This window comes from Pantoea sp., assembly GCF_039594315.1.
Taxonomy (GTDB): domain Bacteria; phylum Pseudomonadota; class Gammaproteobacteria; order Enterobacterales; family Enterobacteriaceae; genus Pantoea.
Genome location: NZ_JBCNNP010000007.1, coordinates 27,297 through 51,971, shown reverse-complemented (window position 1 = coordinate 51,971; position 24,675 = coordinate 27,297). Strand labels below are relative to the sequence as shown.

Annotated in this window: 20 protein-coding genes; 8 read left to right on the top strand and 12 right to left on the bottom strand. The window is 53.5% G+C overall.

Going from position 1 to position 24,675, the window contains the following annotated elements; genetic code table 11:
* The first annotated feature begins 33 nt into the window (after nucleotides 1-33).
* Both ABDW13_RS07095 and fabA read left to right on the top strand, forming a co-directional pair.
* Complete coding sequence (locus tag ABDW13_RS07095; protein WP_343551790.1) at nucleotides 34-1,842, top strand: Lon protease family protein; 1,809 nt, start codon at nucleotides 34-36, stop codon at nucleotides 1,840-1,842.
* Nucleotides 1,843-1,909: 67 nt separating this feature from the next.
* Nucleotides 1,910-2,428, top strand: coding sequence for a bifunctional 3-hydroxydecanoyl-ACP dehydratase/trans-2-decenoyl-ACP isomerase (fabA, locus tag ABDW13_RS07090; RefSeq protein WP_007887361.1), 519 nt, complete (start codon nucleotides 1,910-1,912; stop codon nucleotides 2,426-2,428).
* 67 nt (nucleotides 2,429-2,495) lie between these two features.
* On the opposite strand, the gene rmf is transcribed toward fabA, so the two are convergent.
* The 6 genes from rmf to rlmKL form a co-directional block, all read right to left on the bottom strand.
* A complete protein-coding gene (gene rmf / locus ABDW13_RS07085; RefSeq protein WP_007887362.1) occupies nucleotides 2,496-2,663 on the bottom strand; it encodes a ribosome modulation factor in 168 nt (55 codons plus the stop codon).
* 269 nt (nucleotides 2,664-2,932) lie between these two features.
* Nucleotides 2,933-3,499, bottom strand: coding sequence for a membrane integrity-associated transporter subunit PqiC (gene pqiC, locus ABDW13_RS07080; protein WP_343551789.1), 567 nt, complete (start codon nucleotides 3,497-3,499; stop codon nucleotides 2,933-2,935).
* Entirely contained in the window at nucleotides 3,496-5,139 is a 1,644-nt protein-coding gene (gene pqiB / locus ABDW13_RS07075; protein WP_343551788.1) for an intermembrane transport protein PqiB, read from the bottom strand. The genes pqiC and pqiB overlap by 4 nt, the downstream gene beginning before the upstream one ends.
* Nucleotides 5,111-6,394, bottom strand: coding sequence for a membrane integrity-associated transporter subunit PqiA (gene pqiA, locus ABDW13_RS07070; RefSeq protein ID WP_343551786.1), 1,284 nt, complete (start codon nucleotides 6,392-6,394; stop codon nucleotides 5,111-5,113). Before pqiA ends, pqiB begins: the two co-directional genes overlap by 29 nt.
* 15 nt (nucleotides 6,395-6,409) lie before the next feature.
* The gene (locus ABDW13_RS07065; protein WP_343551785.1) at nucleotides 6,410-8,320 is read right to left on the bottom strand and encodes an ABC transporter ATP-binding protein; all 1,911 of its coding nucleotides are present in this window, start codon (nucleotides 8,318-8,320) and stop codon (nucleotides 6,410-6,412) included.
* A gap of 5 nt (nucleotides 8,321-8,325) precedes the next feature.
* Nucleotides 8,326-10,443 (bottom strand): bifunctional 23S rRNA (guanine(2069)-N(7))-methyltransferase RlmK/23S rRNA (guanine(2445)-N(2))-methyltransferase RlmL, encoded by a 2,118-nt coding sequence (gene rlmKL / locus ABDW13_RS07060; RefSeq protein WP_343551783.1) that lies wholly within the window; start codon nucleotides 10,441-10,443, stop codon nucleotides 8,326-8,328.
* Between the two features lie 108 nt (nucleotides 10,444-10,551).
* Between rlmKL and ABDW13_RS07055 the strand changes: the two genes are divergently transcribed.
* Nucleotides 10,552-11,661, top strand: a complete 1,110-nt coding sequence (locus ABDW13_RS07055) for an MOSC N-terminal beta barrel domain-containing protein (RefSeq protein WP_343551782.1) — start codon at nucleotides 10,552-10,554, stop codon at nucleotides 11,659-11,661.
* A 6-nt stretch (nucleotides 11,662-11,667) separates the two neighbouring features.
* Here the strand turns inward: ABDW13_RS07055 and ABDW13_RS07050 are convergent, their stop codons facing one another.
* From ABDW13_RS07050 to ABDW13_RS07030, 5 genes are all read right to left on the bottom strand, one after another.
* On the bottom strand, nucleotides 11,668-12,210 hold the full coding sequence (locus ABDW13_RS07050; RefSeq protein ID WP_343551780.1) for a cell division protein ZapC: 543 nt from the start codon (nucleotides 12,208-12,210) through the stop codon (nucleotides 11,668-11,670).
* A 149-nt stretch (nucleotides 12,211-12,359) separates the two neighbouring features.
* The gene (pyrD, locus tag ABDW13_RS07045) at nucleotides 12,360-13,370 is read right to left on the bottom strand and encodes a quinone-dependent dihydroorotate dehydrogenase (protein WP_343551779.1); all 1,011 of its coding nucleotides are present in this window, start codon (nucleotides 13,368-13,370) and stop codon (nucleotides 12,360-12,362) included.
* A 119-nt stretch (nucleotides 13,371-13,489) separates the two neighbouring features.
* Nucleotides 13,490-14,491 (bottom strand): glycosyltransferase, encoded by a 1,002-nt coding sequence (locus ABDW13_RS07040; RefSeq protein WP_343551778.1) that lies wholly within the window; start codon nucleotides 14,489-14,491, stop codon nucleotides 13,490-13,492.
* 2 nt (nucleotides 14,492-14,493) lie between these two features.
* The gene (locus ABDW13_RS07035; protein WP_343551777.1) at nucleotides 14,494-16,011 is read right to left on the bottom strand and encodes an oligosaccharide flippase family protein; all 1,518 of its coding nucleotides are present in this window, start codon (nucleotides 16,009-16,011) and stop codon (nucleotides 14,494-14,496) included.
* A 98-nt stretch (nucleotides 16,012-16,109) separates the two neighbouring features.
* Complete coding sequence (locus ABDW13_RS07030) at nucleotides 16,110-16,937, bottom strand: hypothetical protein (RefSeq protein WP_343551776.1); 828 nt, start codon at nucleotides 16,935-16,937, stop codon at nucleotides 16,110-16,112.
* Nucleotides 16,938-17,690: 753 nt separating this feature from the next.
* On the opposite strand from ABDW13_RS07030, the gene ssuE reads away from it, so the two are divergent.
* From ssuE to ssuB, 5 genes are read left to right on the top strand one after another with little or no spacing between them, the layout of a single operon-like run.
* Nucleotides 17,691-18,242 (top strand): NADPH-dependent FMN reductase, encoded by a 552-nt coding sequence (gene ssuE / locus ABDW13_RS07025; protein WP_343551775.1) that lies wholly within the window; start codon nucleotides 17,691-17,693, stop codon nucleotides 18,240-18,242.
* 10 nt (nucleotides 18,243-18,252) lie between these two features.
* On the top strand, nucleotides 18,253-19,194 hold the full coding sequence (locus tag ABDW13_RS07020; protein WP_343551774.1) for a sulfonate ABC transporter substrate-binding protein: 942 nt from the start codon (nucleotides 18,253-18,255) through the stop codon (nucleotides 19,192-19,194).
* Nucleotides 19,195-19,205: 11 nt separating this feature from the next.
* On the top strand, nucleotides 19,206-20,351 hold the full coding sequence (ssuD, locus tag ABDW13_RS07015; RefSeq protein ID WP_343551773.1) for an FMNH2-dependent alkanesulfonate monooxygenase: 1,146 nt from the start codon (nucleotides 19,206-19,208) through the stop codon (nucleotides 20,349-20,351).
* A gap of 10 nt (nucleotides 20,352-20,361) precedes the next feature.
* Complete coding sequence (gene ssuC, locus ABDW13_RS07010; RefSeq protein WP_343551772.1) at nucleotides 20,362-21,150, top strand: aliphatic sulfonate ABC transporter permease SsuC; 789 nt, start codon at nucleotides 20,362-20,364, stop codon at nucleotides 21,148-21,150.
* Nucleotides 21,147-21,938 carry an aliphatic sulfonates ABC transporter ATP-binding protein gene (gene ssuB, locus ABDW13_RS07005; protein ID WP_343551771.1) on the top strand — a complete coding sequence of 264 codons (792 nt, stop codon included), beginning with the start codon at nucleotides 21,147-21,149 and terminating at the stop codon, nucleotides 21,936-21,938. Before ssuC ends, ssuB begins: the two co-directional genes overlap by 4 nt.
* A 33-nt stretch (nucleotides 21,939-21,971) precedes the next feature.
* Here the strand turns inward: ssuB and pepN are convergent, their stop codons facing one another.
* Complete coding sequence (pepN, locus tag ABDW13_RS07000) at nucleotides 21,972-24,587, bottom strand: aminopeptidase N (RefSeq protein ID WP_343551770.1); 2,616 nt, start codon at nucleotides 24,585-24,587, stop codon at nucleotides 21,972-21,974.
* Nucleotides 24,588-24,675 lie beyond the last annotated feature (88 nt).

Genomic DNA, 24,675 nt, shown 5'->3' with positions numbered 1-24,675 from the left:
TGTGGTCGTCACAATTAGGGCCGGAACTCCGCCGTGATAAACCGGGTTGATTCCTGTATAATCGCGCTTTTCCTAAATCAGACTAATGCGAATATTTTGACCAGCACTCAAATTACGTGGCAAGCCCTGCAGCCGGATAGCGACCGCTACCAATCCATTTTCTCAAACGTCTCACTGGAAGATTGCGATAGTCTTGCCGCGGTTCAGCCGCGTCTGCTGAATGCGCTGGCGCATTTGCATCATCAAACCCAAGGTTTCCCGCTGCTGTTACTGCGCAGCCAGGAAAACAGCGATTACCTTGCCTGCATCGCCGATGCAGCACAACGTTTCCAACCGGAAGACGTCACGCTATATGGCGGCGATTATCATGTGATGGGCGACAACGTCAGCCTGTTGCCACCTGCCGATAGCAATCGCCCCTTCACCAGTCAGGGCGGTGTACATTTCGCCGACTGGATCGAAACGGAGCAGCTGTTCGGTTGTGTGCGCCAGTTTAAAGATCGCGTGCAACTGGAACCGGGTTTATTACATCGCGCCAATGGCGGCACCTTAATTCTTGCAGTAAATACCTTACTGGCGCAGCCCTTGCTGTGGCTGCGTCTGCGCAAATGCATTGAGCAAAGCCGCTTTGATTGGTATTCACAAGATGAACGCCAGCCGCTGCCGGTAACCATCCCGCCGTTGCCGCTGGAGTTGCGCCTGATATTGTGTGGCGATCGTGATGCACTGGCCGCCTTCCAGGAAATGGATGTCGAAATCCACGAGATGGCACTGTATAGCGAATTTGAAGAAAGCTTGCAGGTCCAGGATGAAGATGACATGACATCGTGGTGCCAATGGACGCTAGCCCAAGCTGAAGAAGCAGGATTAAGTGCGCCAGAGGCCGATTTCTGGCCGGTGCTTATCACTGAAGCCGCGCGTATGACCGGCGATCAAGACACCTTACCGCTATGCCCACGTTGGTTGCGTCGCCAGTTGCAGGAAGCCGCGTTGCACGGCGAAACTCTGAACGGTGAAGCGCTGAAAGATGCGTTGGAAGCCCGTCAATGGCGTGAAAGCTTCCTCGCCGATCGCATGCGTGATGAGATCTTGCTCAATCAGATCATGATTGAAACCGAAGGCGAAGTCGTAGGCCAAATTAATGGCCTTTCCGTGGTTGAGTTCCCTGGCCATCCGCGTCCGTGGGGCGAGCCTTCACGCATTACCTGTGTGGTACATCCGGGTGATGGTGAGTTTACTGATGTAGAGCGCAAAGCCGAGTTGGGCGGCAACATTCATGCCAAAGGCATGATGATTATGCAGGCCTATCTGATTGGTGAGTTGGAACTGGAACAACAACTGCCCTTCTCTGCCTCGCTGGTGTTTGAGCAGTCCTATTCTGAAGTGGATGGCGATAGCGCATCGCTTGCCGAGCTGTGTGCCTTAATCAGCGCATTGGCCAATCAACCGCTTAACCAACAAATTGCGGTAACCGGTTCAGTCGATCAGTTTGGCAATGTACAGCCGGTTGGCGGCCTGAATGAGAAGATTGAAGGCTTCTTCCACGTTTGTAACTCACGTGAATTGACCGGCAAGCAAGGGGTGATTTTCCCTGCCAGCAACGCGCGCCATCTGAGTTTAAGTCAAGATGTGGTTGAAGCGGTGAAGCAAGGGCAATTCCATCTTTGGGCGATTGAAAGTGTTGATGAAGCGCTGCCGCTATTAACCGGCATTGCCTGGCAGAGTGAAAGCGGCGAATCGCTGCTGAACACCATTCAGGAGCGTATTACTCAGCTGAATCAGCAGGAAGCACGCCTGCGTCCGTGGCCGCTCCGTTGGCTCAACTGGTTTAACCACAGCTGATTACATTGCTCGGCGTACAACTGTTCGCTAATATTCGGGCTTCACTAAAAGAAGGCATATTAAAAACATGGTAGATAAACGCGAATCCTATAGCAAAGAAGACCTGGTTGCCTCAGGTCGCGGCGAACTGTTTGGCGAAAATGGACCGCCGCTTCCATCGAACAACATGTTGATGATGGACCGCGTAGTCAAAATGACTGAGGACGGCGGTAAATTCGATAAAGGTTTTGTTGAAGCCGAACTGGATATCCGTCCTGACCTGTGGTTCTTTGACTGCCACTTTATTGGCGATCCGGTGATGCCGGGCTGCCTTGGTCTTGATGCCATGTGGCAATTAGTCGGTTTCTACCTCGGCTGGTTGGGCGCAGAAGGCAAAGGCCGTGCATTGGGCGTGGGTGAAGTGAAATTCACCGGTCAGGTGCTGCCAACTGCCAAGAAAGTGACTTACAAGATTCACTTCAAGCGTGTCATCAACCGTAAACTGGTTATGGGCGTGGCAGATGGTGAAGTGTTCGTTGACGGCAACTTGATTTACTCGGCGACCGATTTGAAAGTGGGTCTATTTAAAGACACTTCAGCTTTCTAATCCGCTAAAACGAAAACCTCCGCACGCAGCGGAGGTTTCTTCCTTATCGATTTGACATCCAGCAGTGCTAGGCCACCGCTGACCTGTCCTCCATGGCTTGACGCCAACCTCCCAACCAGTAAGACCGCGCATCGATCATTTGATAAGGGCATATCTCTTTTGAGCGCCCCGTAATACCGGCTTGATAGCCTCGTGAATGTGCACGTTCCAGGCGGTCTCTTTTCTGTCTCTTCATGCCTCATTTCCCTCATTTCAGGTCTGGTGGAATCTGGGTGGAAAGAAAGAGTGGCGATATAATGTTCAACCACAGTAATGTTCTAACCCTCCTCGGCATAAAGGTCAATGCGCAAATTTCACGCCAATGTCATGTTTTTGACGTCAAAATGACATTTAAAATTGTCAATTAACTGTATATCTGGCTGATTCGCCAATAAAAAAAGCCCCTGATTTGACTGCGATCACACTACAGCAAATCAAGGACTTATCATAAGCATCGAACAATTCTTAATTTAGCGAAACCACACTATTTGCGATTTGTTGCGCCGTTTGCTGCCAACCCAAAGCCAGAGTGCGTACCAACGCATCGTAGCCATCTTCGGTTTGTGGCAGCGTCAGATTAAAGCCATGTTTGATAAGGCGGCCTTGATGCTGCAACAACCATTCACCGCTCACCACCACTTGACCATCATAACGTCCCTGGAAACCCGTCACGTTTACTGACAGGGTATCGTGCGTTTCACCCAATGGGGAACCCGCTACCAACCGACCCGGCAATGCTTTACTGAGATTGGTGATCAACGTTTGTTGTAACTGCTGATCCAACGGGCTGGCCCACAGATTATTCGCCGCAATCACATACTTCACATCGCTGGTTTGATAAACCAAGCCATTGCCCGCCATGTAATCCGGCACCGTAACCTGCTCAACCCAGATCATCGGTTGATTACCGCTGGTGGCGCTATCAACGCGCGCCACATTGCTGCCCGCAGGCAGCTGGTAATAGGTGTTTTCAATGGTGCTGCTGCAACCCGCTAGTAGCAGCAACGCTCCCATCATCAGCCCTTTTTTCACTGTTTCGCCCTCTTTGGCTGTGGATCCTGGCCCGGTTTGGCTTCAAACACTAGCGCATTACTTTTGGTATTGAGCGTTTTCAACACCGGCTGCAACTCACGCAGCACCTGATCAAGCCGCTGCATATCTCCCACCAGCTTGCTATAAGCAGGTGATCCCGGCTGCAATCCTTTCATGCTGCGATTCAGTTCGCGCAAGGTTTGCTGCATATCTTCCGGCAGCGTTTTCATCGCTGGATTAGCGGTAATGTGATTGAGGTTATCCAGCGTTTTCTGCAACTGCTGCAGCGTACGCTGGCTCTCTTTCAAGGTGCCTGTCGCTTCGTTCAATACTGGATTGAGTGGCAAGCCGTTGATCTTATCCAGCGCTGCCATTAGTTTCTGCTGAATCTGCGCCAATCCACCGCTGACGGTTGGGATCACTTCCAAACCAGCGACTTCATTCGGGCCTTTATAAGCGGCAGCGTTGTCATAGAAATCGAGATCGATAAACAGCGCACCGGACAGCAAGTTGCCGGTTTTCAGCGTCGCGCGCAGACCGCGTTTCTTGCCTTCCTGCAGATGCTGCTCAAGATTGAAATCACCGCCCAAACGATTCACAAAGCGATCAGGTTCGATGCGGATCAGTACCGGCACGCGATAATCGTTGTTCAGCGCCTGGTTCACGCCCGGAATCATATACGGCACTTGCGATACCGTACCCAAGCGAATACCACGGAACTCAACCGGCGCACCCACCTGCAAGCCACGAATCGAATCAGTGAAGAACAGCAGGAAATCGGTGTGATTGGTATACAGCGAATCCTGAATGCTGCGCTGATCGTCAAACAAATGGTATTCGGCTTTGTTCTGTGCAACCTGGCCCAGTTCACCGCCGTCTGGCACATCAAAGCTGACGCCACCGCTGAACAGCGTGGTGAGCGACCCCATCTCCACGCGCATGCCCGATGCCGACATATCTACCGCAATGCCGCTGTCCTTCCAGAAGCGCACGTTGGTGGTGATTAAGCGATCGTAGGGCGCGGAGATAAACAGTTGATACGCCATCATGCGTTTATCGGTATCAAAAGTGCTGGTTTCCACTGAGCCTACGCGATAGCCACGGAACAGCACCGGATCGCCCGGATTAAGCTGGCCGGCTTTTTTACTGTCAAGCACGATGCGGATACCTTTAGCATCAGGTGGCGCCAGCGGCGGCGCATCGAGCAGCTGATAATGCTCCGGCATGTCACCTTTGCTGCCGGGCTGCAACTCAATGTAGGCACCGGAAAGCAGCGTTCCTAAACCCGATACGCCTTCACGGCCAATCTGCGGTTTCACTACCCAGAATGCGCTGTCGCCTTGCAACAGCTTTTCCATGCCGGAGTTGAGGCGCGCTTTAATCTCGACATGATGCAGATCGTCTGTCAGCACCGCGCTTTCCACCACGCCAACGTTAACGCTGCGGCTTTTAATGGTGGTTTTACCGGCTTCGATACCTTCCGCGTTTTCGGTAATCAGCGTCACTTCCGGCCCTTGATGGCTGAAGTGATAAAAAAGAATCCATCCGCCGATTAACAGCGTGACGATAGGTACAATCCACACCGGCGACCAGCGTTTAATCTGGTCGACCTTAGCAGTCTCGTGATGGTTGTCCGTCAAGACGCGACTCCTTACGTTCAGTTTTCCGTTGTCTATCCCACAGCAGGCGCGGATCAAAGGTCATTGCTGCAAACATCGTCAGAATTACGACCATGGCAAACAGCAGCGCACCCGGCGCAGGATAAACACTCATCAGCCTTCCCATGCGCACCAGCGCAGAGAGGACGGCGATTACAAACACATCAATCATTGACCAGCGGCCAACGAATTCAACCACCTCATACACCAGGTGCATTTTCTCATCATCACGCCGCCCGCGCCCGCTGCCGTGCCAGCACAGCCAGGCAATCGCCAGCATTTTCAGCGAAGGCACCATAATGCTGGCGATGAAAATCACCAGCGCCACCGGCCACGAACCGTCGCTCCACAGTAAAATCACCCCCGCCATGATGTTGGAAGGATATTGCGATCCCAACGTTTCGGTGATCATGATCGGCATGATATTGGAGGGGATGTAGAGCATCACCGAAGTGACCAACAGCGCCAGCGTCCATTGCAAACTCTGCTTACGGCGAGGAAGTGCCTTCACCCCACAACGTGGACAAGCATGCTGGTCGGCAGGCAAAATCGCGGTACAGCAAGGGCAGCTGCGCAAGCCTTGCTTTAATCCGCTCACGCCAGCCAACGGCACCTTCGGCAGCGGCGGCGCAGGATCGATGCGTTGCCACACCCAGCGACGATCGACACATTGAAACGCACGCAGATGCAGCACGCAGAACAAACACCACGGCCAGAAACTGCTGCCAAGGCCTATCTCGCCATACGCCATTAACTTCACGAAGCTGACCAGCACGCCGGCCATAAAGATTTCGGCCATGCCCCAACTGCGTAACTGGAAAAGAATGCGCGCCAAAACCATCCGCAAGCAATGTGGCATGCGCACATTATTGACCAGCAAGATAATGGTGATCATGCAGAAGGCCGGAATGCCCTGCACAAACAGCAGGAACAACGTCGCCAGGCTGCGATAATCTTCGCGATCCATCACCTGCGGGATTTCGAGCAGCGAGATCTGGCTGCTCAATCCCGCGACGTGCATATTGATGAAAGGAAACAGATTGGCCAGCACCAGCATAAACAGCGCCGAAATGGCGTAGCCGGTCGGACGACGACGCGGCTCCTGCCAATTAGCCAGCAATGTGGTGTGGCAACGCGGGCAACGCGCGCGGCTGCCAACCGGTACAGCGGGCAGCTTTACTGTTAAATCACACTGTGGACAGAGACTCCACTGGTGCGCCTGATCCGCTGCACACATTTTTACTCCTTGCGCTTACGCGCCATTTTTAAGCGCTTCCAGCTCTTCCCAGCGTTCAAAGGCCACTTCCAGCTCCTGTTCGGTCTGCGCTAACGCATCCAGTACTGGCTGGGTTTTATCGTGCGGCTGGCTGAAGAAATCTGGATGGCTCATTTGCGCCTGCAACTCACTGATACGCGTTTCCAACTGTTCCAGCTTTTGCGGCAGCTGCTCCAGTTCACGTGCCAGGTTATAGCTTAGCTTGTTGGCTGGACGTTTGGCGGCTTCACTTTTGTCGGCCGCTTTTACCGGTGCAGCGGCTTTAGTCTGCGAGGATTTCACCAGCTTATAAGCCGCGCGCTGCTGCTGCGCATCGTGATAGCCACCGACAAAGGTGCCAATCTCGCCATTGCCTTCAAAGATCCAGCATTCAGTCACGGTATTGTCGACGAATTGACGATCGTGGCTCACCAACATCACGGTGCCCTGATAACCGTCCACCAGCTCTTCCAGCAACTCTAGTGTTTCCACATCGAGGTCGTTGGTCGGTTCATCGAGAATCAGCAGGTTGCTTGGCTTAAGGAACAGACGCGCCAGCAGCAGGCGGTTACGCTCACCACCCGACAACGCACGTACCGGTGTCATGGCGCGCTTTGGATGGAACAGGAAGTCTTGCAGATAGCCGAGCACATGACGCGGTTTACCGTTAACCATCACTTCCTGTTTACCTTCGGCGAGGTTATCCATCACGGTACGATCCGGATCCAATTCAGCGCGATGCTGATCGAAGTAAGCGATTTCCAGCTTGGTACCGCAATGCACGCGGCCACTGTCAGCTTTCAATTGATCGAGCATCAAGCGCAGCAAGGTGGTTTTACCACAGCCGTTCGGGCCGATCAGGGCGATTTTGTCGCCGCGTTGCACTTGAGTGGAGAAGTCTTTTACCAGGGTTTTGCCGCCCACACTGTAGTTAACGTCTTCCATTTCAAATACGATTTTGCCTGAACGCGCCGCTTCGCCGACCTGCATGTTAGCTTTGCCCATCACTTCACGGCGCGCAGAACGCTCGTTACGCAAGGCTTTCAAGGCACGCACACGACCTTCGTTACGCGTACGACGCGCTTTGATGCCTTGGCGGATCCACACTTCTTCCTGAGCCAGCTTGCGATCGAACTCCGCGTTTTGCATCTCTTCGACACGCAGCGCTTCTTCTTTGCCGGTCAGGAATAGATCGTAATTGCCCGGCCAGGAAACCAGCTTGCCGCGATCGAGATCGACAATACGCGTAGCCATGTTGCGGATGAAGGAACGGTCATGCGAGATGAAGACAATGCTGCCGGTAAAGGTTTTGAGGAACGTTTCCAGCCAGTCGATAGTTTCGATATCGAGGTGGTTGGTCGGTTCGTCGAGCATCAATACGCGTGGATTGCTGACCAACGCGCGGCCGAGTGCCGCTTTACGCAGCCAGCCGCCGGAAAGGGATGACAGCTCGGTGTCCGCTTCCAGACCGATCTGCTGCAACACGTCATTGATGCGGCTATCCAGCTGCCACAGATTCTGGTGATCGAGAATGGTTTGCAGACGGCCCATCTCATTGAGGTTTTTCTCGCTCGGATCTTCCATCACTAAATGTGAGATGGCGTGATACGCCTTGAGATGCTCAGCTTGTTCCGCCACGCCTTCGGCGACGAAGTCATAAACGGATCCAGTAATATTACGCGGCGGATCTTGTTGCAGACGCGCCACCACCAAATCCTGCTCATAAATAATGCGGCCATCATCCAGCGGTTGCTCGCCATTAATGATTTTCATCAGCGTCGATTTACCGGCGCCGTTACGGCCTACCAGACAAACGCGCTCGCCTTCTTCGATATGCAGTTCGGTGTTATCCAACAGCGGCGCATCGCTGAATGAGAGGTAAGCGCCATGGATACTGATCAGTGACATAAAACTTATTCCTTACCGGCGTGGCTAACCAGCCAGCAGTTGTGAATTTGACGGTTGCGCGCGAAATCCTGCGACAGGGTTTTTTGCGTAATTTCTTGCGCTTGCAGACCCAGACGTTCTAAACCGTCGAGATCCATTTTGAAGCCGCGCTTGTTGTTGGAGAACATAATGGTGCCACCGCGACGCAGCAGACGTTTCAGATTCTGCATCAGCATCATATGGTCGCGCTGCACGTCGAAATCGTCTTCCATGCGCTTGGAGTTGGAGAAAGTCGGCGGATCGATAAAGATCAAATCGAACTGCTCGTCGCTCTCACGTAACCAGCTCAGGCAATCGGCGTGCATCAGGCGATGATTACGGCCGGTTAAGCCATTCAGGCGCAGGTTACGCTCGGCCCACTCCAGATAGGTGCGCGACATATCCACGGTAGTGGTGGTTTTTGCGCCACCCAAACCGGCGTGCACGCTGGCGGTGCCGGTATAGGCAAATAAATTCAGGAAGTCTTTACCAGCACTCATTTTGCCGAGCATCTGCCGCGCGATACGGTGATCGAGGAACAGGCCAGTATCCAGATAATCGGTGAGATTCACCAGCAGTCTTGCATCAAACTCCTGCACTTCGAAGAAATCACCCTTCTCGCCCAACTTTTGATACTGACTTTTGCCTTTCTGACGTTCACGGGTTTTCATCACCAAACGATTCGCGGGGATCTCTAACACGCTCAGCGTCGCGCTGATCACATCAAACAGACGTTGACGTGCTTTGTTAGCATCAACGGTTTTTGGCGGTGCATATTCCTGAATCACTACCCAATCACCGTAGCGATCGACCGCCACGTTGTATTCCGGCAGATCGGCATCATACAGGCGATAACATTCGATGTTTGACTGACGTGCCCATTTATCCAGCTTCTTCAGGTTCTTGCGCAGACGGTTAGCAAAATCTTCGGCGATTTGTGCACCGCCTTCACCGCTGGTCGCCGCCAGTTGGTAGTTCTTCTGTACGCACTCCAGCGGGCCGTTTTTGGCTTTGAACTGGCGATCGGCACGCAGTTGCAGACAGCTCAACAATTCTGGTGAGGCACTAAATAGCGACAGATTCCAGCCGCCAAAATTCTGCTTCATGATGCGACCAAGCTGGCTGTGCAGCGCGATCAACGCCGGTTCGCTTTCCAGACGCTCACCATACGGCGGGTTGCTCAGCACCGTGCCGGTCACGTCCTGACCTGCCAGCGGATTCTTCAGCTTAATCACATCCTGCTGATTGAAGGTGAACAGCTCAAACACGCCGGCGCGACGCGCATTGCCTCGCGCCGATTCCAACACACGGCTGTCATTATCATAGCCGTAGAAACGTGCAGTCGCAGCAGCCGTGCCGACGCGCGCGCGCTCTTTCGCTTCGCCATGCACCTCTTGCCACACCGCCTGATTGTGTTTTTTCCAGCGATTGAAGCCCCAATGGGTGCGCAATAAGCCTGGTGCGCGATCGCACGCGATCAATGCCGCTTCCAGCAGCAGCGTACCGGAACCACACATCGGATCGACCAGCGGCGTGCTGCTCTGCCAGCCAGAACGCATCACAATCGCCGCCGCCAGAGTTTCTTTTAACGGCGCAGCACCGGTTTGCTGGCGGTAACCGCGCTGATGCAGCGAATCACCGCTCAGATCCAGCGCGATGCTGACGCGATCTTTATTCAGCCACGCGTTGATACGAATGCCCGGCTGCTCGCGATCGACACTTGGACGCTCGAGATTCTGGCGCGTGAAGCTATCGACGATGGCGTCTTTAATACGCAGCGCACCGAACTGGCTATTACGGATCACTTCATTGGTGCCGCTGAAATGGATGGCAAAACTGGTATTGCTGTCGAACATCTCGGTCCACGGAATACTTTGCGCACCCACGTAGAGATCGAGATCGCTCCAGACGCCAAATTCTCCCAGCGGCAGCAAAATGCGCGAAGCCAAACGGCTCCACAGCAGGCTTTGGTACATGACACGGTCGTCGGCCTTGAAGTGGACGCCGCCCTGCACCACCTGCAAATCCTGCGCACCCAGCGCGTCTAGCTCACTTTTCAACAGCTCTTCGAGCCCACGCGCCGTACTGGCAAACAGAGAATTCATATCGTCACTTTTAACTCTTGCTTAAATTGCTGCGCATTATAGCGAATCAGCGTCCTATGTCATAAAGTTAGCTTCTTTTAAACTCATGACCTTAATTCCGGAGTGGTGATGATTACGCTATCTCGCCTTTATATTCATCCCGTCAAATCCATGCGCGGCTTACAGCTTTCCCATGCGCAGGTGCTGGAGAGCGGTTTAGGCTTTGACCGCATCTTTATGGTCACCGAACCTGACGGTACTTTTATTACCGCGCGGCAATATCCGGAAATGGTGCGTTTCACCCCGGCGCTGCTGCCGGATGGTCTGTTTTTACAAGCGCCGGATGGCTCACAGGCGTTGATCCGCTTTGCGGATTTCACCGCGGAACAGGCGCCAACGGTAGTGTGGGGCAACCATTTCACTGCGCGCATCGCGCCGGAAGAGATCAACAGCTGGCTAAGCGGATTCTTTCCGCGCCCGGTGCAATTACGCTGGACCGGCGTGGAGCCCACGCGCCGTGTTAAGCGTTTTGAACATGTGCCACTGAGCTTCGCCGATGGTTTCCCCTATCTGCTAGTCAACATGGCGTCGTTGCAGGATTTGCAACAGCGCTGCCCAGCCAGTGTGCGCGTTGAACAGTTCCGTCCCAACTTAGTGGTGAGCGGTGCGGCCCCGTGGGAAGAAGACAGCTGGAAAAAGCTGCAAATTGGCGAGATCGTATTCGAGATGCCAAAACCGTGCAGCCGCTGTGTATTCACCACCGTTGGCACAGAAAGCGGTCGCAAACATCCCGAAGGAGAACCGCTAGCGACTTTGCAAGGTTTCCGCAGCGCGCAGGATGACAGCGGCGATATCGATTTCGGCCTGAATTTAATCGCGCTGAACAGCGGCATTATTCGCGTTGGCGATACAGTAACGATATTGGAGAAACAAACGCCGCGCGCTTACAGTGCGGGTGCCGTAGTGGAAACCTTAGCGCCGGCTGCCGGCTGCCACAGCGAAGTCACGATTGAATATCAAGGTTCGGCTTTTAGCGGTGATAATCAGCAAGTGCTACTGGAACAGTTGGAGATGCAAGGATTCCGCATTCCTTATTCCTGTCGCGCAGGGCTTTGTGGCAGTTGCAAAGTAAAACTGGTTGCGGGTGAAGTAAAAGCGTTGAAGCAAAGCGCAGTACGCGCCGATGGCACGATTTTGAGTTGCAGCTGTATTCCGGCTGGCGATATCGAACTGGCGTAAACCGCTTTATACCGCTCGCGCGAAGTGGGCGGTATTTTCTTGCTGCTGAGGACGCAGACGATCGTTCATGATCTTAATCGCATCACCCAACTGCATGCCTTTTCCGGCGACGGTTAATGCGTTCTGCGCTAATAAACACAGCGCCGCATTTTCACCGCTTTCCACCACCAATAACTGCGCTTGTTCGCCATTATCCGCCAGCGTTACCGCCACCATATCGCCCGCAGCCGGTTGCCAGCTGTGATCGTGATTGGTGAAGTGCCAGCTTTTTGGCATTAACGGTTTGAGGAAACGGCTGGCTACCAGCGCATTTAAAACTAATTCGGCACGCTGATCGCCTTTTAATCCACTCTGGCGGCAACGTTCTTCAAAGGTAAAATAAAGCGCCGCGTCATCAACGCAAAAACCGCTGACATTAAATGCATCGGGCGTAAGCATTTTGCGCGAGAAGCGCGAGCGAAATAACATACCGTCGGCTAAATCCAGCATCATGCGGTCATGCTCTGCGTCGAAATACCAACGCCAATTGTCATCAGGTTTGATTTTCATGATCTGCCCTGTGGTTTATCGCTGCGCTAAATGGCGCTTAATTTAAAATACTAAATCTGAGAAAAAGCTGAAAAATACACCAGCAGGACAAAATATAAACGAGCCGAAGGGATAAATAAACCCCTCGGCGCAGTAAAGTGAGAAATGTCTTAGAGGTGAGTCACGATATCTTTAATTAAACCCGGGCCTTTATAAATAAATCCGGAGTATATCTGCACTAATGTTGCACCGGCGGCGATTTTTTCCCGTGCTGCGACTAATGAATCAATACCACCGACACCAATAATCGGCACGCGGCCCTGCAGCTCTTGCGCCATACGGCGAATCACTTCGGTACTGCGTGATTGCACTGGGCGGCCACTTAAACCGCCGGTTTCTTCGGCATATTTCAGCCCGCTGACCAGCGAACGATCGAGCGTGGTATTGGTGGCGATCACACCATCAATATTATGACGGATCAAACTGTCGGCTACCTGAATCAATTCTTCTTCAGAAAGATCCGGCGCGATCTTCACTGCCACTGGCACATATTTAAGGTGCCGTTCTTGCAGCTCTTTTTGTTTTAATTTGATCGCGGAAAGAAGATCGTCGAGCGCTTCACCGTATTGCAAGGTGCGTAATCCAGGCGTGTTTGGCGAGGAAATATTGATGGCGATATAACCGGCGTGGGCATACACCTTTTCCATGCAGATCAGATAATCATCTTTACCTTTCTCCACCGGCGTATCTTTATTTTTACCAATATTGATACCGAGGATGCCTTTAAAGCGCGACTTTTTGACGTTCTCGATCAAATGATCGACGCCGTGATTATTAAAGCCCATGCGGTTAATAATCCCTTCGGCGGGAATCAAGCGGAACATGCGCGGCTTATCATTACCCGGCTGCGCCAGCGGCGTTACGGTGCCGACTTCGACAAAACCAAAGCCCATCGCGCCAAAGGCATCAATGCATTCTGCATTCTTATCGAGACCGGCAGCGAGGCCGAGTGCGTTCGGGAAGGTTAATCCCATACAGGTAACCGGACGGGATGGCAGCGACTGGCGAATCAGCCCTTCCAGCGGCGTGCCGCTGATAAAACGCAGTTGTTGAAAGGTGAGTTCGTGCGCACGCTCAGGATCAAGCTTAAACAGCGCCGGCCGGACGATAGGATATAACATGCACTCTCCTCAAAGACGAAAACCAGGGAAGTCGGGGTGCACGGGAATTTGTGCGCCAGAATGGTAAGGCGCTCTGGCGCAAAAGTAAATTGTTCTACTGCATGACAATTTGATCGGTATCAGCGTCGGGCGGAATAGCGCCCCAGCTGTTCGCGGCAGGCTTGCAGACCCATATAGATAGAGGGGCAATACCACATCAGTTTCATGCGCGCGCTGTGCTGCAACGAATTGCGTACCAGTTGATTGACCTGCGGCTGCCACTCCGCCGGGATCACCATGTGATGTTTGCGGATTTGCGACAAGCAGCTGTGCATCACCGTTTGGTAATAGCTATCCAGCAGCGCCTCATCCAACGGCAGTTGATGATCGCGCATGAACTGCTCGCTGCTGGCGCGCGCGATAAAGTAGTTCTTCACATAGGAAAAATCGCGCGTGCTCTGTGACAACGAGGTCAGCATAAAGCGTTTGTAGTAATAGCTTTGGCTGGTGCAGTAAATGTTCCGCGCCTGCAAATAGAGCGCGAACATATAGGGCGCATCTTCATGGTTTTGAATCGGCAGGAATTGCAGCGCCAGCTGATCGATCAAGCGGCGTGAAATAATGCTGCTCCACACCACGCGGTGCGCCGATTGCTGCTGCATCAAGGTGCGTAAGCTGGTGCTGCCGCCGGGCAATAATCCGCTGACATGACGTTGATGAATGGTTTGATAATGGCGCTGCGCGGCGGGCAGATCGAAAAACATCTTGGCGCCAAAGCAGAACAAATCGATGTCTTCATGGCGCGCCTGCACGCGGCGGAAATCGGCGAACAACTCGGTTGAGACGAAATCGTCGGCATCCATAAAGTAGACGAAATCGCCGGTTGCCACTGACAACCCTTTCATACGCGCGGCGCTAACACCGCCGCGTTCACCGCTCAGCAAAATGACCTGCGGGTGTTTTGCGGCAAATTCTGTCAGCCACGCCACGCTGTTATCACTGGAGCCATCGTCGATAACAATAATCTGTTCCGGCGGCGAGGACTGGCGCAGCAATGAACCCATCGCTTCTGCCAGCCACGGTGCGCAGTTCCAGTTCGGCACAATAACCGAAACCGAAGGGATACGGTGAGTCGTTGTCATGCTCATCCTCTTTCCTCAACGTTGAATAACGGAATTCTCAGACGCTTCAACACCACGCTGTGCAACAGGCAGCACACGCCAAGGTTGAACGCGCCGATCAAGCCCAACCACAGCAAGTTGATCCAGCGGTTTTGATTCCACTCGATCGGTAACAAGGTACTCAACCAAGCCACCGCAGCCGATACCGCCCAGATCAACATCACGTCGCGGGTTAACCAGGTGAAATGGATGCCCGGCGCAAAGCGGCGGTGCACCAGCCATGCCCAACCCACCAGATAGAAGATGTTTTGTCCCAGCCACAGCCAGCCGGTACCCAATGCGCCGTAATGAATCGCGCACCAGATATTCAGCGGCACCAGCAGCACCGCAAAGCAGGTGAAGCCTTTCATGTGCAGCTTGAGGTTGCCGTTGATGTATTGCAGGTGATACAGCAAGCCACAAATCGCCTGAATGCCACTGCCCAGCGCATACAAGCTGAGGACAAATGACATCTCATCAACAATCTGCGTTTTCTGCGTCCACGCCCACAGCAACGGACCGGCATAGCAGGCGATGGTGATGCTGAGCGGTGCCATAAAGATCGCCACGGCTTGCGTGGTGTAGCGATAGAGTTTCAGCGATTCGGCATCGCCCTCTTTGCGCGTTTTCATGCCGGTCATGCGTGGCACAATCGCCTGCATAATCGGGCTGCTGAGCAGCAAAATGCCGGTCGCCGCAGTAGCGACCACGGTAAAGGAACCGTATTCACTCAGCGGCAAGGTTTTCGACAGCACAAGGCGGTCGATTTGTGAAATAAAGGTCCACACCGCACTGGAGAATGCTGCGCTCAGAGCAAAACGAATAAAGGGTTTCAGCACATCCTTTAAATCGCTGCGCTTCTCTTTGCGCGCCGCTTTGGGGATCAGTTGGCAGGATTTGTAGATGCAGCAGGCCGCTTCGGCAATCGACACCAACAGTTGCCAGATAAAGAAGGCCAGCACCGGATTGGAGAAGAATTGAATCACTAACACCGCGCCAAAGGTACGCAAGGTGGTGATCACCAGGTTAACGCCATTCAGCCAAACCTGGTGTTCGAAACCAACAATCACGCTGCGATACGGGCTGGTTCGCCAGCGGATTGCCGCCGTAATCACCATGATCGCCACGGCAATCACCACATCGCCCGCAGGCAGATGGCGCGCATCCAGCCAATGGGTCGCAATCCACGGCGTCGCCAGCCAGCCCAATACCACCAGCACAATCGTGGAGAACAGGAAGAATTTGGTCAGCGTGGCAAACAGCGCCGGGAACCAGACAAATTCCGCCTGGTTGGCCCGATAACGCGCCGCTTCGCGCATTAACGTAGTCGAAACACCGGCATCAAGTAATTGCAGCCAGGTTAATAAGATCGAAAAGAAGCCCACTAAACCGTAGGCTTCCATACCTAAGTGTTGAATATAAAGTGGTACAACCAAAATACCTGACAGCGTCAGATAGATCTGGCCAACGTAGTTGGCAATCGCGTTACGTTTTATAGACATAGGTGTTTTGGCATCTGGGTATTTATCTCAGTGGCCATAAGCGTGACATAAAAGCCTGCACCCGCACACCGGAGTTATTCTTAAAATTAAGTTTGGTGCTAAGCGCTGCGTTTTTTTCTCATTTTCATAATAGCGAAATAGATGTCAGGCTGTTTCAACATAAGTTTTTCCATTACACCTTGCGCCGCGAAGTTTTCCGCAAAGTAAGTTAATGCATGCCGGACATTATCTGAGAATTTGGCAGAACTCTTCAGCTCCTGCTGGACTAATTGCAATAAACCGCTGCGCAAATAACTTTCGCGATAACGATTTCTTTCGGGAATAAAGTGTGACAAGCGGGTGAGTTTTTCATAATCAGTAATAAATTGCTGATAAGAGAAAGGCTGAACGTCTTGCGCGTTGATCGATAACGACGATTCACTGGCGTAATCCAATACCCAAGATGTTTGTGTGTGGAGTAATCCCGCCAGCATCACATCCTGGATTTTGCTCAACGGCGCGCCCATCCTTGCCAGCCCAGCACGCAAAATCACCGCAAAGCCGCCCTGTTGCCACCAACGACGTTCATGCAGCTGCTGGAACAGTTGTGTTGAGGAGTGTAACCCGTTAACCAGTTCGCGTTTGGTCAGCGAAATAATGAAGCAATTCAGCTCCGGGCGCTGATCGCTGAGCTTGGCCACATCCTGTAGCAAGCTGGCTGGCAGTGCGCCGCGCTCGGCGCTAAACAGCAGGAAATCATCTTCGGATGGCGTGCTGTGCGGGAAAGTGGGCAATAATGAAGCGGTAAACTGGCTACCCGCCGCGTCGGTTTGCAGCCAATAACACACCAATTCTTCATCCACGTTGCTGGACGCATTAACCCGGTTAAGCGTGGCAGGCGCCGCCTGCTGCGGCGTTAAATTGTGCGCGTATGATGTTCTTTCCATATTCATCTCCCTAAGAATAATTTGGATTGCCATAACGGCAGGCACGCCACAAAAGGTGGACGTAAATTAATAAGCGAAATGTCGTTATCGAGTTCTAGCGGAAATTAGCTCAACCGATTATAAACAGCCTCCGAGTTTTAATTCCAATAGCGATTCGCCCATTGGCAATAATTAACAGGTTAATTGTTCAGGCGCGCTGTACTAAGCACAAAATTAATCGGTGTTAAGTTAACGCAGATGTAACTGCATATAATTTTACTCGCGATGTTTTTAACCTTTACTCGCGTTTAGACATCAATTCGCCCATTTAAAATCCAATCATTGCTGGAGTTAATCAAAATCCCCCTGCGGATATTCCGATTCTCATTAAACAGAATAAATATGAAAGTCGCCGTTTTCTCTATCGTTATCAGAGGAAAAGTGATTTTCAGGCAAGTTTTCGTCAGTCTGTGTGTAACTGTTTCCACATTTACGCCTCTATTTTTCGCATGCTTAAATTGCTTTAACCATTAATCGCGCAACGCGGGTGGCGTGTATTAATATAATGCGCGCCCGATCACCACGCTTTTCAGATTAAACCTAAGCGCGGCGGCGCTTCGTTTTTCACCTTCCTTTATATGTCCAGAGTTATCCCGCTTTTCGACTTAGGATTACCAGATAAATCATTTAAGCCTCGCAGCCTGCTCTGCCAGTATTGACCTCATCAGTTCTGAATATCAGATAATCAATAACTTTCAGTTATAAGGAGTGACTATGCGGGTTATTACGCTGGCGGGCAGCCCTCGCTTCCCTTCGCGCTCAACGGCGTTACTGAGCCTCTGCCAACAGGCGCTGGAAGCACGCGGTGTCGAAGTCATTCCGTGGAATATTCATAACTTTCAGCCGGAAGATTTGCTGTATGCGCGCTTTGATTCTCCGGCACTGGCGGCGCTCAAAGCCGATCTATTACAGGCCGATGGCGTGATTGTCGCCACACCAATCTACAAAGCCTCCTTTTCAGGCGCACTGAAAACTTTGCTCGATTTGCTACCCGAACGCGCGCTGGAACACAAAGTGGTTTTGCCATTAGCCAGCGGCGGCAGCGCTTCACATCTGTTGGCGGTGGATTACGCCCTTAAGCCGGTGCTCAACGCACTTAAGGCGCAGGAAGTGCTGCATGGCGTGTTCGCCACCGACGGGCAAATCACCGATTACGATCGCCAGCCGCAGCTTGATGCGTTGTTAGCCGAACGCATTGATGACGCGCTGGATACTTTCTGGCACGCGCTGCATCGTCGCCAGCCACGTTACGCACAAGCGGTATAAAGGAAGAAAAATGAAAAGGATGTTTACAGGCCTATTGCTGACCCTGTTTGCCCTCAGCGCTCAGGCGGTTGATGCGCCACAGCAGTTACGCATTGGTTACCAGAAAGGTTCGGTCAGCATGGTGCTGGCAAAATCGCACAAGTTGCTGGAACAACGTTTTCCGCACACGCAAATTAAGTGGGTGGAATTCCCGGCCGGGCCGCAAATGCTTGAAGCCTTGAACGTGGATAGCATTGATTTGGGCAGCACCGGCGATATTCCTCCGCTGTTTGCGCAAGCGGCGGGCGCCGATCTGCTGTATGTCGGTTCAGAGCCGCCGAAACCGCAGGCCGAAGTGATTCTGGTACCAAAAGATAGCCCGATTCACAGCGTGGCCGACTTGAAAGGCCATAAAGTGGCGTTCCAGAAAGGCTCCAGCTCACACAACTTGCTGTTGCGCGCGCTGGAACAAGCTGGGCTAAGTTTCAAAGATATCCAGCCAACCTATTTAACGCCAGCCGATGCCCGCGCAGCCTTCCAGCAAGGCGATGTCGATGCGTGGGCGATATGGGATCCCTACTACTCCGCCGCGCTGTTGCAAGGCAACGTGCGCGTATTGGTGGATGGCAGCAAACTCAATCAAACCGGTTCTTTCTATTTAGCCACGCGCAAATATACCGAAGCCAACGGTGCTTTCGTGCAGCAGGTTTTGCAGGGATTCAGCGATGCCGATGCCCTGACGCGCAGCCAGCGCGATCAAAGCATCGATTTACTGGCGCAGGCGATGGGCTTGCCGAAACCGGTGATTGCCAGCTATCTCGACCATCGTCCACCTACCACCATTACGCCGGTCAGCGCCCATACCGCGCAGGCCCAACAGCAAACCGCCGATCTGTTTTATGCCAACCATTTGATGCCGGTGAAAGTCACCATTGCTGACCGCATCTGGCATCCACAATCGGCGCAGCCATAAGGAATTCAATCATGAGCGTATCCGTATTTTGGTTTCTCCCGACGCACGGCGATGGTCACTATCTTGGCACCGCAGAAGGTGCGCGCCCGGTGGATCATGGTTACCTGCAACAGATTGCGCAGGCGGCAGATCGCCTTGGCTTTGGCGGCGTACTGATTCCTACTGGCCGATCCTGTGAAGATGCGTGGCTGGTAGCGGCGTCATTGATTCCGGTCACCCAGCGTCTGCGTTTCCTGGTGGCGCTCCGTCCGGGGGTGATTTCGCCGACGCAAGCCGCACGTCAGGCAGCCACGCTGGATCGCCTGTCGAATGGCCGCGCGCTGTTTAATTTGGTGACCGGCGGCGATCCCGAGGAGTTGGCTGGTGACGGCGTGTTCCTCGATCACCGCGAGCGCTATGAAGAGTCCGCCGAATTCACCCGCGTGTGGCGTCGTGTTGCCGAGGGCGAAACCGTGGATTACGAAGGCAAGCACGTCAAAGTACGTGGTGCACGCCTGATGTTTAAGCCGGTGCAGCAACCGCGCCCGCCGCTGTGGTTCGGTGGTTCATCCGATGCCGCGCAGGATCTGGCGGCTGAACAAGTTGATGTTTATCTGACATGGGGCGAGCCGCCCGCGTTGGTTAAAGAAAAGATTGAGCAGGTACGCGCCAAAGCCGCGGCACAAGGCCGCACGGTACGTTTCGGTATTCGTTTACATGTGATCGTGCGGGAAACCAATGAGGAAGCGTGGCAAGCCGCGGATCGCCTGATTGCGCATCTGGATGATGCCACCATCGCCAAAGCGCAAGCGGCGTTTGCGCGCACCGATTCCGTTGGTCAACAACGTATGGCGGCATTGCACGGTGGACGCCGCGACAAGCTGGAGATCAGCCCGAATTTGTGGGCGGGTGTTGGTTTAGTGCGTGGCGGTGCGGGCACCGCGCTGGTTGGCGATGGCCAAACCGTGGCTGCACGCATGCAGGAGTATCAGGATCTCGGCATCGAAACCTTCATTCTTTCCGGTTACCCACATCTGGAAGAAGCTTATCGCGTTGGCGAGTTGCTGTTCCCGCACCTGGATCTGGCTATTCCTGAAGTGCCGAAGCCGCGCGTGGTGCAAGCGCACGGTGAAGCGGTTGCCAATGATTTTACGCCGCAGAAAGTGTCGCAGAGTTAAGGAGCAGATGATGGCGAACGTTAAAAAGCAACTGAGTAATGCCGTGCTGCCGTGGCTGCTGCCGGTGGTGCTGATCGCCGTGTGGCAACTGGCATCGCAGGTAGGTTGGTTATCGACGCGCATCTTGCCGTCGCCGGAAAATATCTTGATCACCTTTTGGAAACTCACGGTGAGCGGCGAGCTGTGGCAAAACCTGGCGATCAGCGGCTGGCGCGCGGCGATCGGTTTCTCGATTGGCGGTTCGATTGGTTTGATTCTGGGATTGATTACCGGCACCTCGCGCGTGGGCGAACGTCTGCTGGACACCTCGGTGCAAATGCTACGCAACGTGCCGCATCTGGCGCTGATTCCGCTGGTTATTCTGTGGTTTGGCATCGATGAGTCCGCCAAGATTTTCCTGGTGGCGCTCGGCACGCTGTTCCCGATTTACCTGAACACCTATCACGGCATTCGCAACATCGATCGCGGCCTGGTTGAGATGGCGCGCAGTTACGGTTTATCCGGCTGGAGCTTATTTATTCAGGTAATTTTGCCCGGCGCGCTGCCGTCAATTATGGTCGGCGTGCGCTTTGCCCTCGGCCTGATGTGGCTGACGCTAATTGTAGCGGAGACCATTTCGGCCAACTCCGGCATTGGTTATCTGGCGATGAATGCACGTGAATTCTTGCAAACCGATGTGGTGGTGGTCGCCATCATTCTCTATGCCCTGCTCGGAAAACTGGCTGACGTGGCGGCACAACTGCTGGAGCGCGTCTGGCTGCGCTGGCATCCGGCTTACCAATTGAAGGAGAACGCATGAGCAACGCAACTTTGAATCCGGCGCGCCTGAATCGCGGCACACCGGTTGGCGTGAACAGCGTCACCAAGCAATATGGCGATCGCACCATCCTCAATAACATCAATCTGCACATTCCTTCGGGCCAATTTGTGGCAGTAGTGGGTCGCAGTGGCTGCGGAAAAAGTACTTTGCTGCGCTTGCTGGCGGGATTGGAATCGACCACACATGGGGAACTGTTAGCCGGAAACGCCCCGCTTTCGCAAGCGCGCGAAGATACGCGTTTGATGTTCCAGGATTCGCGTTTGCTGCCGTGGAAAAAAGTCATTGATAACGTCGGACTTGGTTTGAAAGGCCGTGAATGGCGCGCCGCTGCGCTGGAAGCATTGGCAGCCGTCGGCTTGGCCGATCGCGCCAACGAATGGCCAGCAGCGTTGTCGGGCGGACAAAAACAGCGTGTGGCGCTGGCGCGTGCATTGATTCACCGTCCGGGTTTATTGCTGCTCGACGAACCGCTGGGTGCGCTGGATGCATTGACGCGCATCGAAATGCAGGGCTTGATTGAGTCGCTGTGGCAGCAACATAACTTCACCGTGTTGTTAGTGACGCACGATGTCAGCGAAGCGGTGGCGATTGCCGATCGCGTGTTGCTGATTGAGGAAGGGCAGATCGGTTTGGATTTGCTAGTCGATTTGCCACGCCCGCGCCGTCGCGGTTCGGCACGTTTGGCGGAATTAGAAGCCGAAGTGTTGGATCGCGTGATGAAGCGCGGTTTGACGGAGCAACCGTTGAAGTTTGCGCAGCAGAGTTAAATAATGAGGCGGCCCGATTGGGCCGCCTCATTATTAGGCGTTCAATGCCTTGGTGATCTTCTCGTACAAATCGCCCGACAGCTTATCCAGCCCTTTCAAGGTTTCCAGCGCCTGACGCATCAACGCCTGACGTCCTGCATCGTAACGCTTCAAGCGAATTAACGGTTCGATCATGCGCGCCGCCACTTGTGGGTTGCGGGTGTTGAGATCGGTCAACATTTCCACCAGGAACTGATAGCCGCTGCCATCTTTGGCGTGGAATGCTGCTGGGTTAGCAGAAGCAAACGCGCCAATCAGCGAACGGATGCGGTTCGGATTGCCCATGGTGAACGAACGGTGATTCAGCAGTTTGCGCACGTTGCTCAACACGTCAGCGGCTGGGCTGGTGGCTTGCAACACAAACCATTTGTCCATTACCAAACCATCCTGATGCCAGCGTTCATCGTAGGCCGCCAACAGCGCATCACGGCACGGCAGATTGGCCGCGACGGCTGCGGCTAACGCCGCCAAAGCATCGGTCATGTTAGTCGCTTGCTGATATTGCGCCTGCACCAGTTTGTCGGCTTGCGCGGCATCGCCGAAAGCCAGATAACCGAGGCAGACGTTTTTCAAGCTGCGCTTACCGATCTCCGCATGCTCGATTTTGTATTCGCTGCTTTGGTTGGCCAGATACAGCGCATAGAACTCATCGTTGAGTTCGTTCGCCAAGGTGCGTACCAGCGCGTCGCGTACCGCCGCTATCGCCAGCGGATCGATGACGTCGAACAATTCCGCAATTTCATTTTCTGACGGCAATGACAAGATCAACGCTTTCAGCGCCGGATCGCCCTGCTCATCCAGCAATACCGCACGGAAGGCATCGGCTACATGCAGCGGCAGTGAAAGCGGCTGGCCTTGCTGATGGCGTGCCACGTTCAAGCGAATATAGGTGGCGAGCAAGCTCTGCGCCGCATCCCAACGCGCGAAATCATTGCGCGCGTGTCGCATCAGGAAGGTCAGTTGCGCATCGCTCCATTTATAGTCGAGCTTCACCGGCGCAGAGAATTCACGCAGCAGCGATGGCACCGGCTGGAAATAGACGTTATCGAAGATAAAGGTCTGGAATTCTTCGGTCACGTTCAACACATGATGCACCGGATGGCCGTTGTGTTGCAGCGGAATGACCTTACCTTCGTTATCGTACAGTTCGATATCGAGTGGAATATGCAGCGGCAACTTCTCTTTCTGCTCGGCAGTGGCCGGTGTGCGCTGAGACACGTGCAGCGTATACTGCTCCAGTTCTGGATTGTAGTCATCGCGCACCGTCAGGATTGGCGTGCCCGCCTGGCTGTACCAGCGACGGAACTGCGACAAATCAACGTTAGACGCATCTTCCATCGCCTGCACAAAATCGTCACAGGTTGCTGCGCTGCCGTCATGACGCTCGAAGTACAATTGCATGCCTTTCTGGAAGTTCTCTTCGCCCAGCAAGGTGTGCATCATGCGGATCACTTCAGAACCTTTTTCGTACACGGTTAAGGTGTAGAAATTGTTCATCTCAATCACCTGATCCGGACGGATCGGATGCGCCATCGGGCTGGCATCTTCGGCGAATTGCGCGCCACGCATTACGCGCACATTATCAATGCGGTTTACTGCACGCGAACCGAGATCCGAGCTGAACTCCTGATCGCGGAAGACGGTTAAACCTTCTTTCAGGCTAAGCTGGAACCAATCGCGGCAAGTGACGCGGTTGCCGGTCCAGTTATGGAAATATTCGTGGCCGATCACCGCTTCAATGCCGAGGTAATCTTTGTCGGTGGCGGTTTCCGCTTTCGCTAGCACATATTTGGAGTTAAAGACGTTAAGGCCTTTGTTCTCCATCGCGCCCATGTTGAAGAAATCTACCGCGACGATCATAAAGATATCGAGGTCATATTCGAGATTGAAACGCTCTTCATCCCACTTCATGCTGGCTTTCAATGACGTCATCGCCCAATCGGCGCGATCCAGATTGCCGCGATCGACGAAGATTTCCAGCGCCACATCGCGACCTGAACGGGTGGTGAAACTGTCGCGCAGCACATCAAAATCACCGGCCACCAGCGCAAACAGGTAGCACGGTTTTGGGAATGGATCTTGCCACTTCACCCAATGACGACCATCTTCATGGCGGCCGCTTTCCAGCTTATTGCCGTTCGACAGCAAGTAAGGATAACGCGCGGCATCAGCAATAATGGTGGTGGTAAAGCGCGCCAGCACATCGGGACGATCCAGATACCAGGTAATATGGCGGAAACCTTCGGCTTCACATTGGGTACACAGCGCTTCGCCGGATTGGTACAAGCCTTCCAGCGCGGTGTTTTTGTCTGGGTGGATGTCGTTAATGATGGTCAGCGTGAAGTTTTCGGGTAATTGGCTGATGATCAGCGCGCCTTCTTCTTCACGGTAATGCGACCATGGATTGCCATCCACCGCCAACGACACCAGCGTCAGGTCTTCGCCATCCAGACGCAATTCAGCATCTGTTGCACCCAACCGCTTCACCTGACTCACCGCAGTGACGCGCGTGGCGGCGGCATCCAAATCAAATGTCAGATCGATATCAGTAATGGTGTAATCCGGCGCACGGTAATCGTGGCGATATTTAATTTGCGGCTGTTGCGTCATAAGTCCTTCTCGCATCTCTCATCGTTAATATGTTGACCCGTCAAAGTCTAAGCGGGTTGTGCCTTTGTTACCACGTGCAATGCGTGCG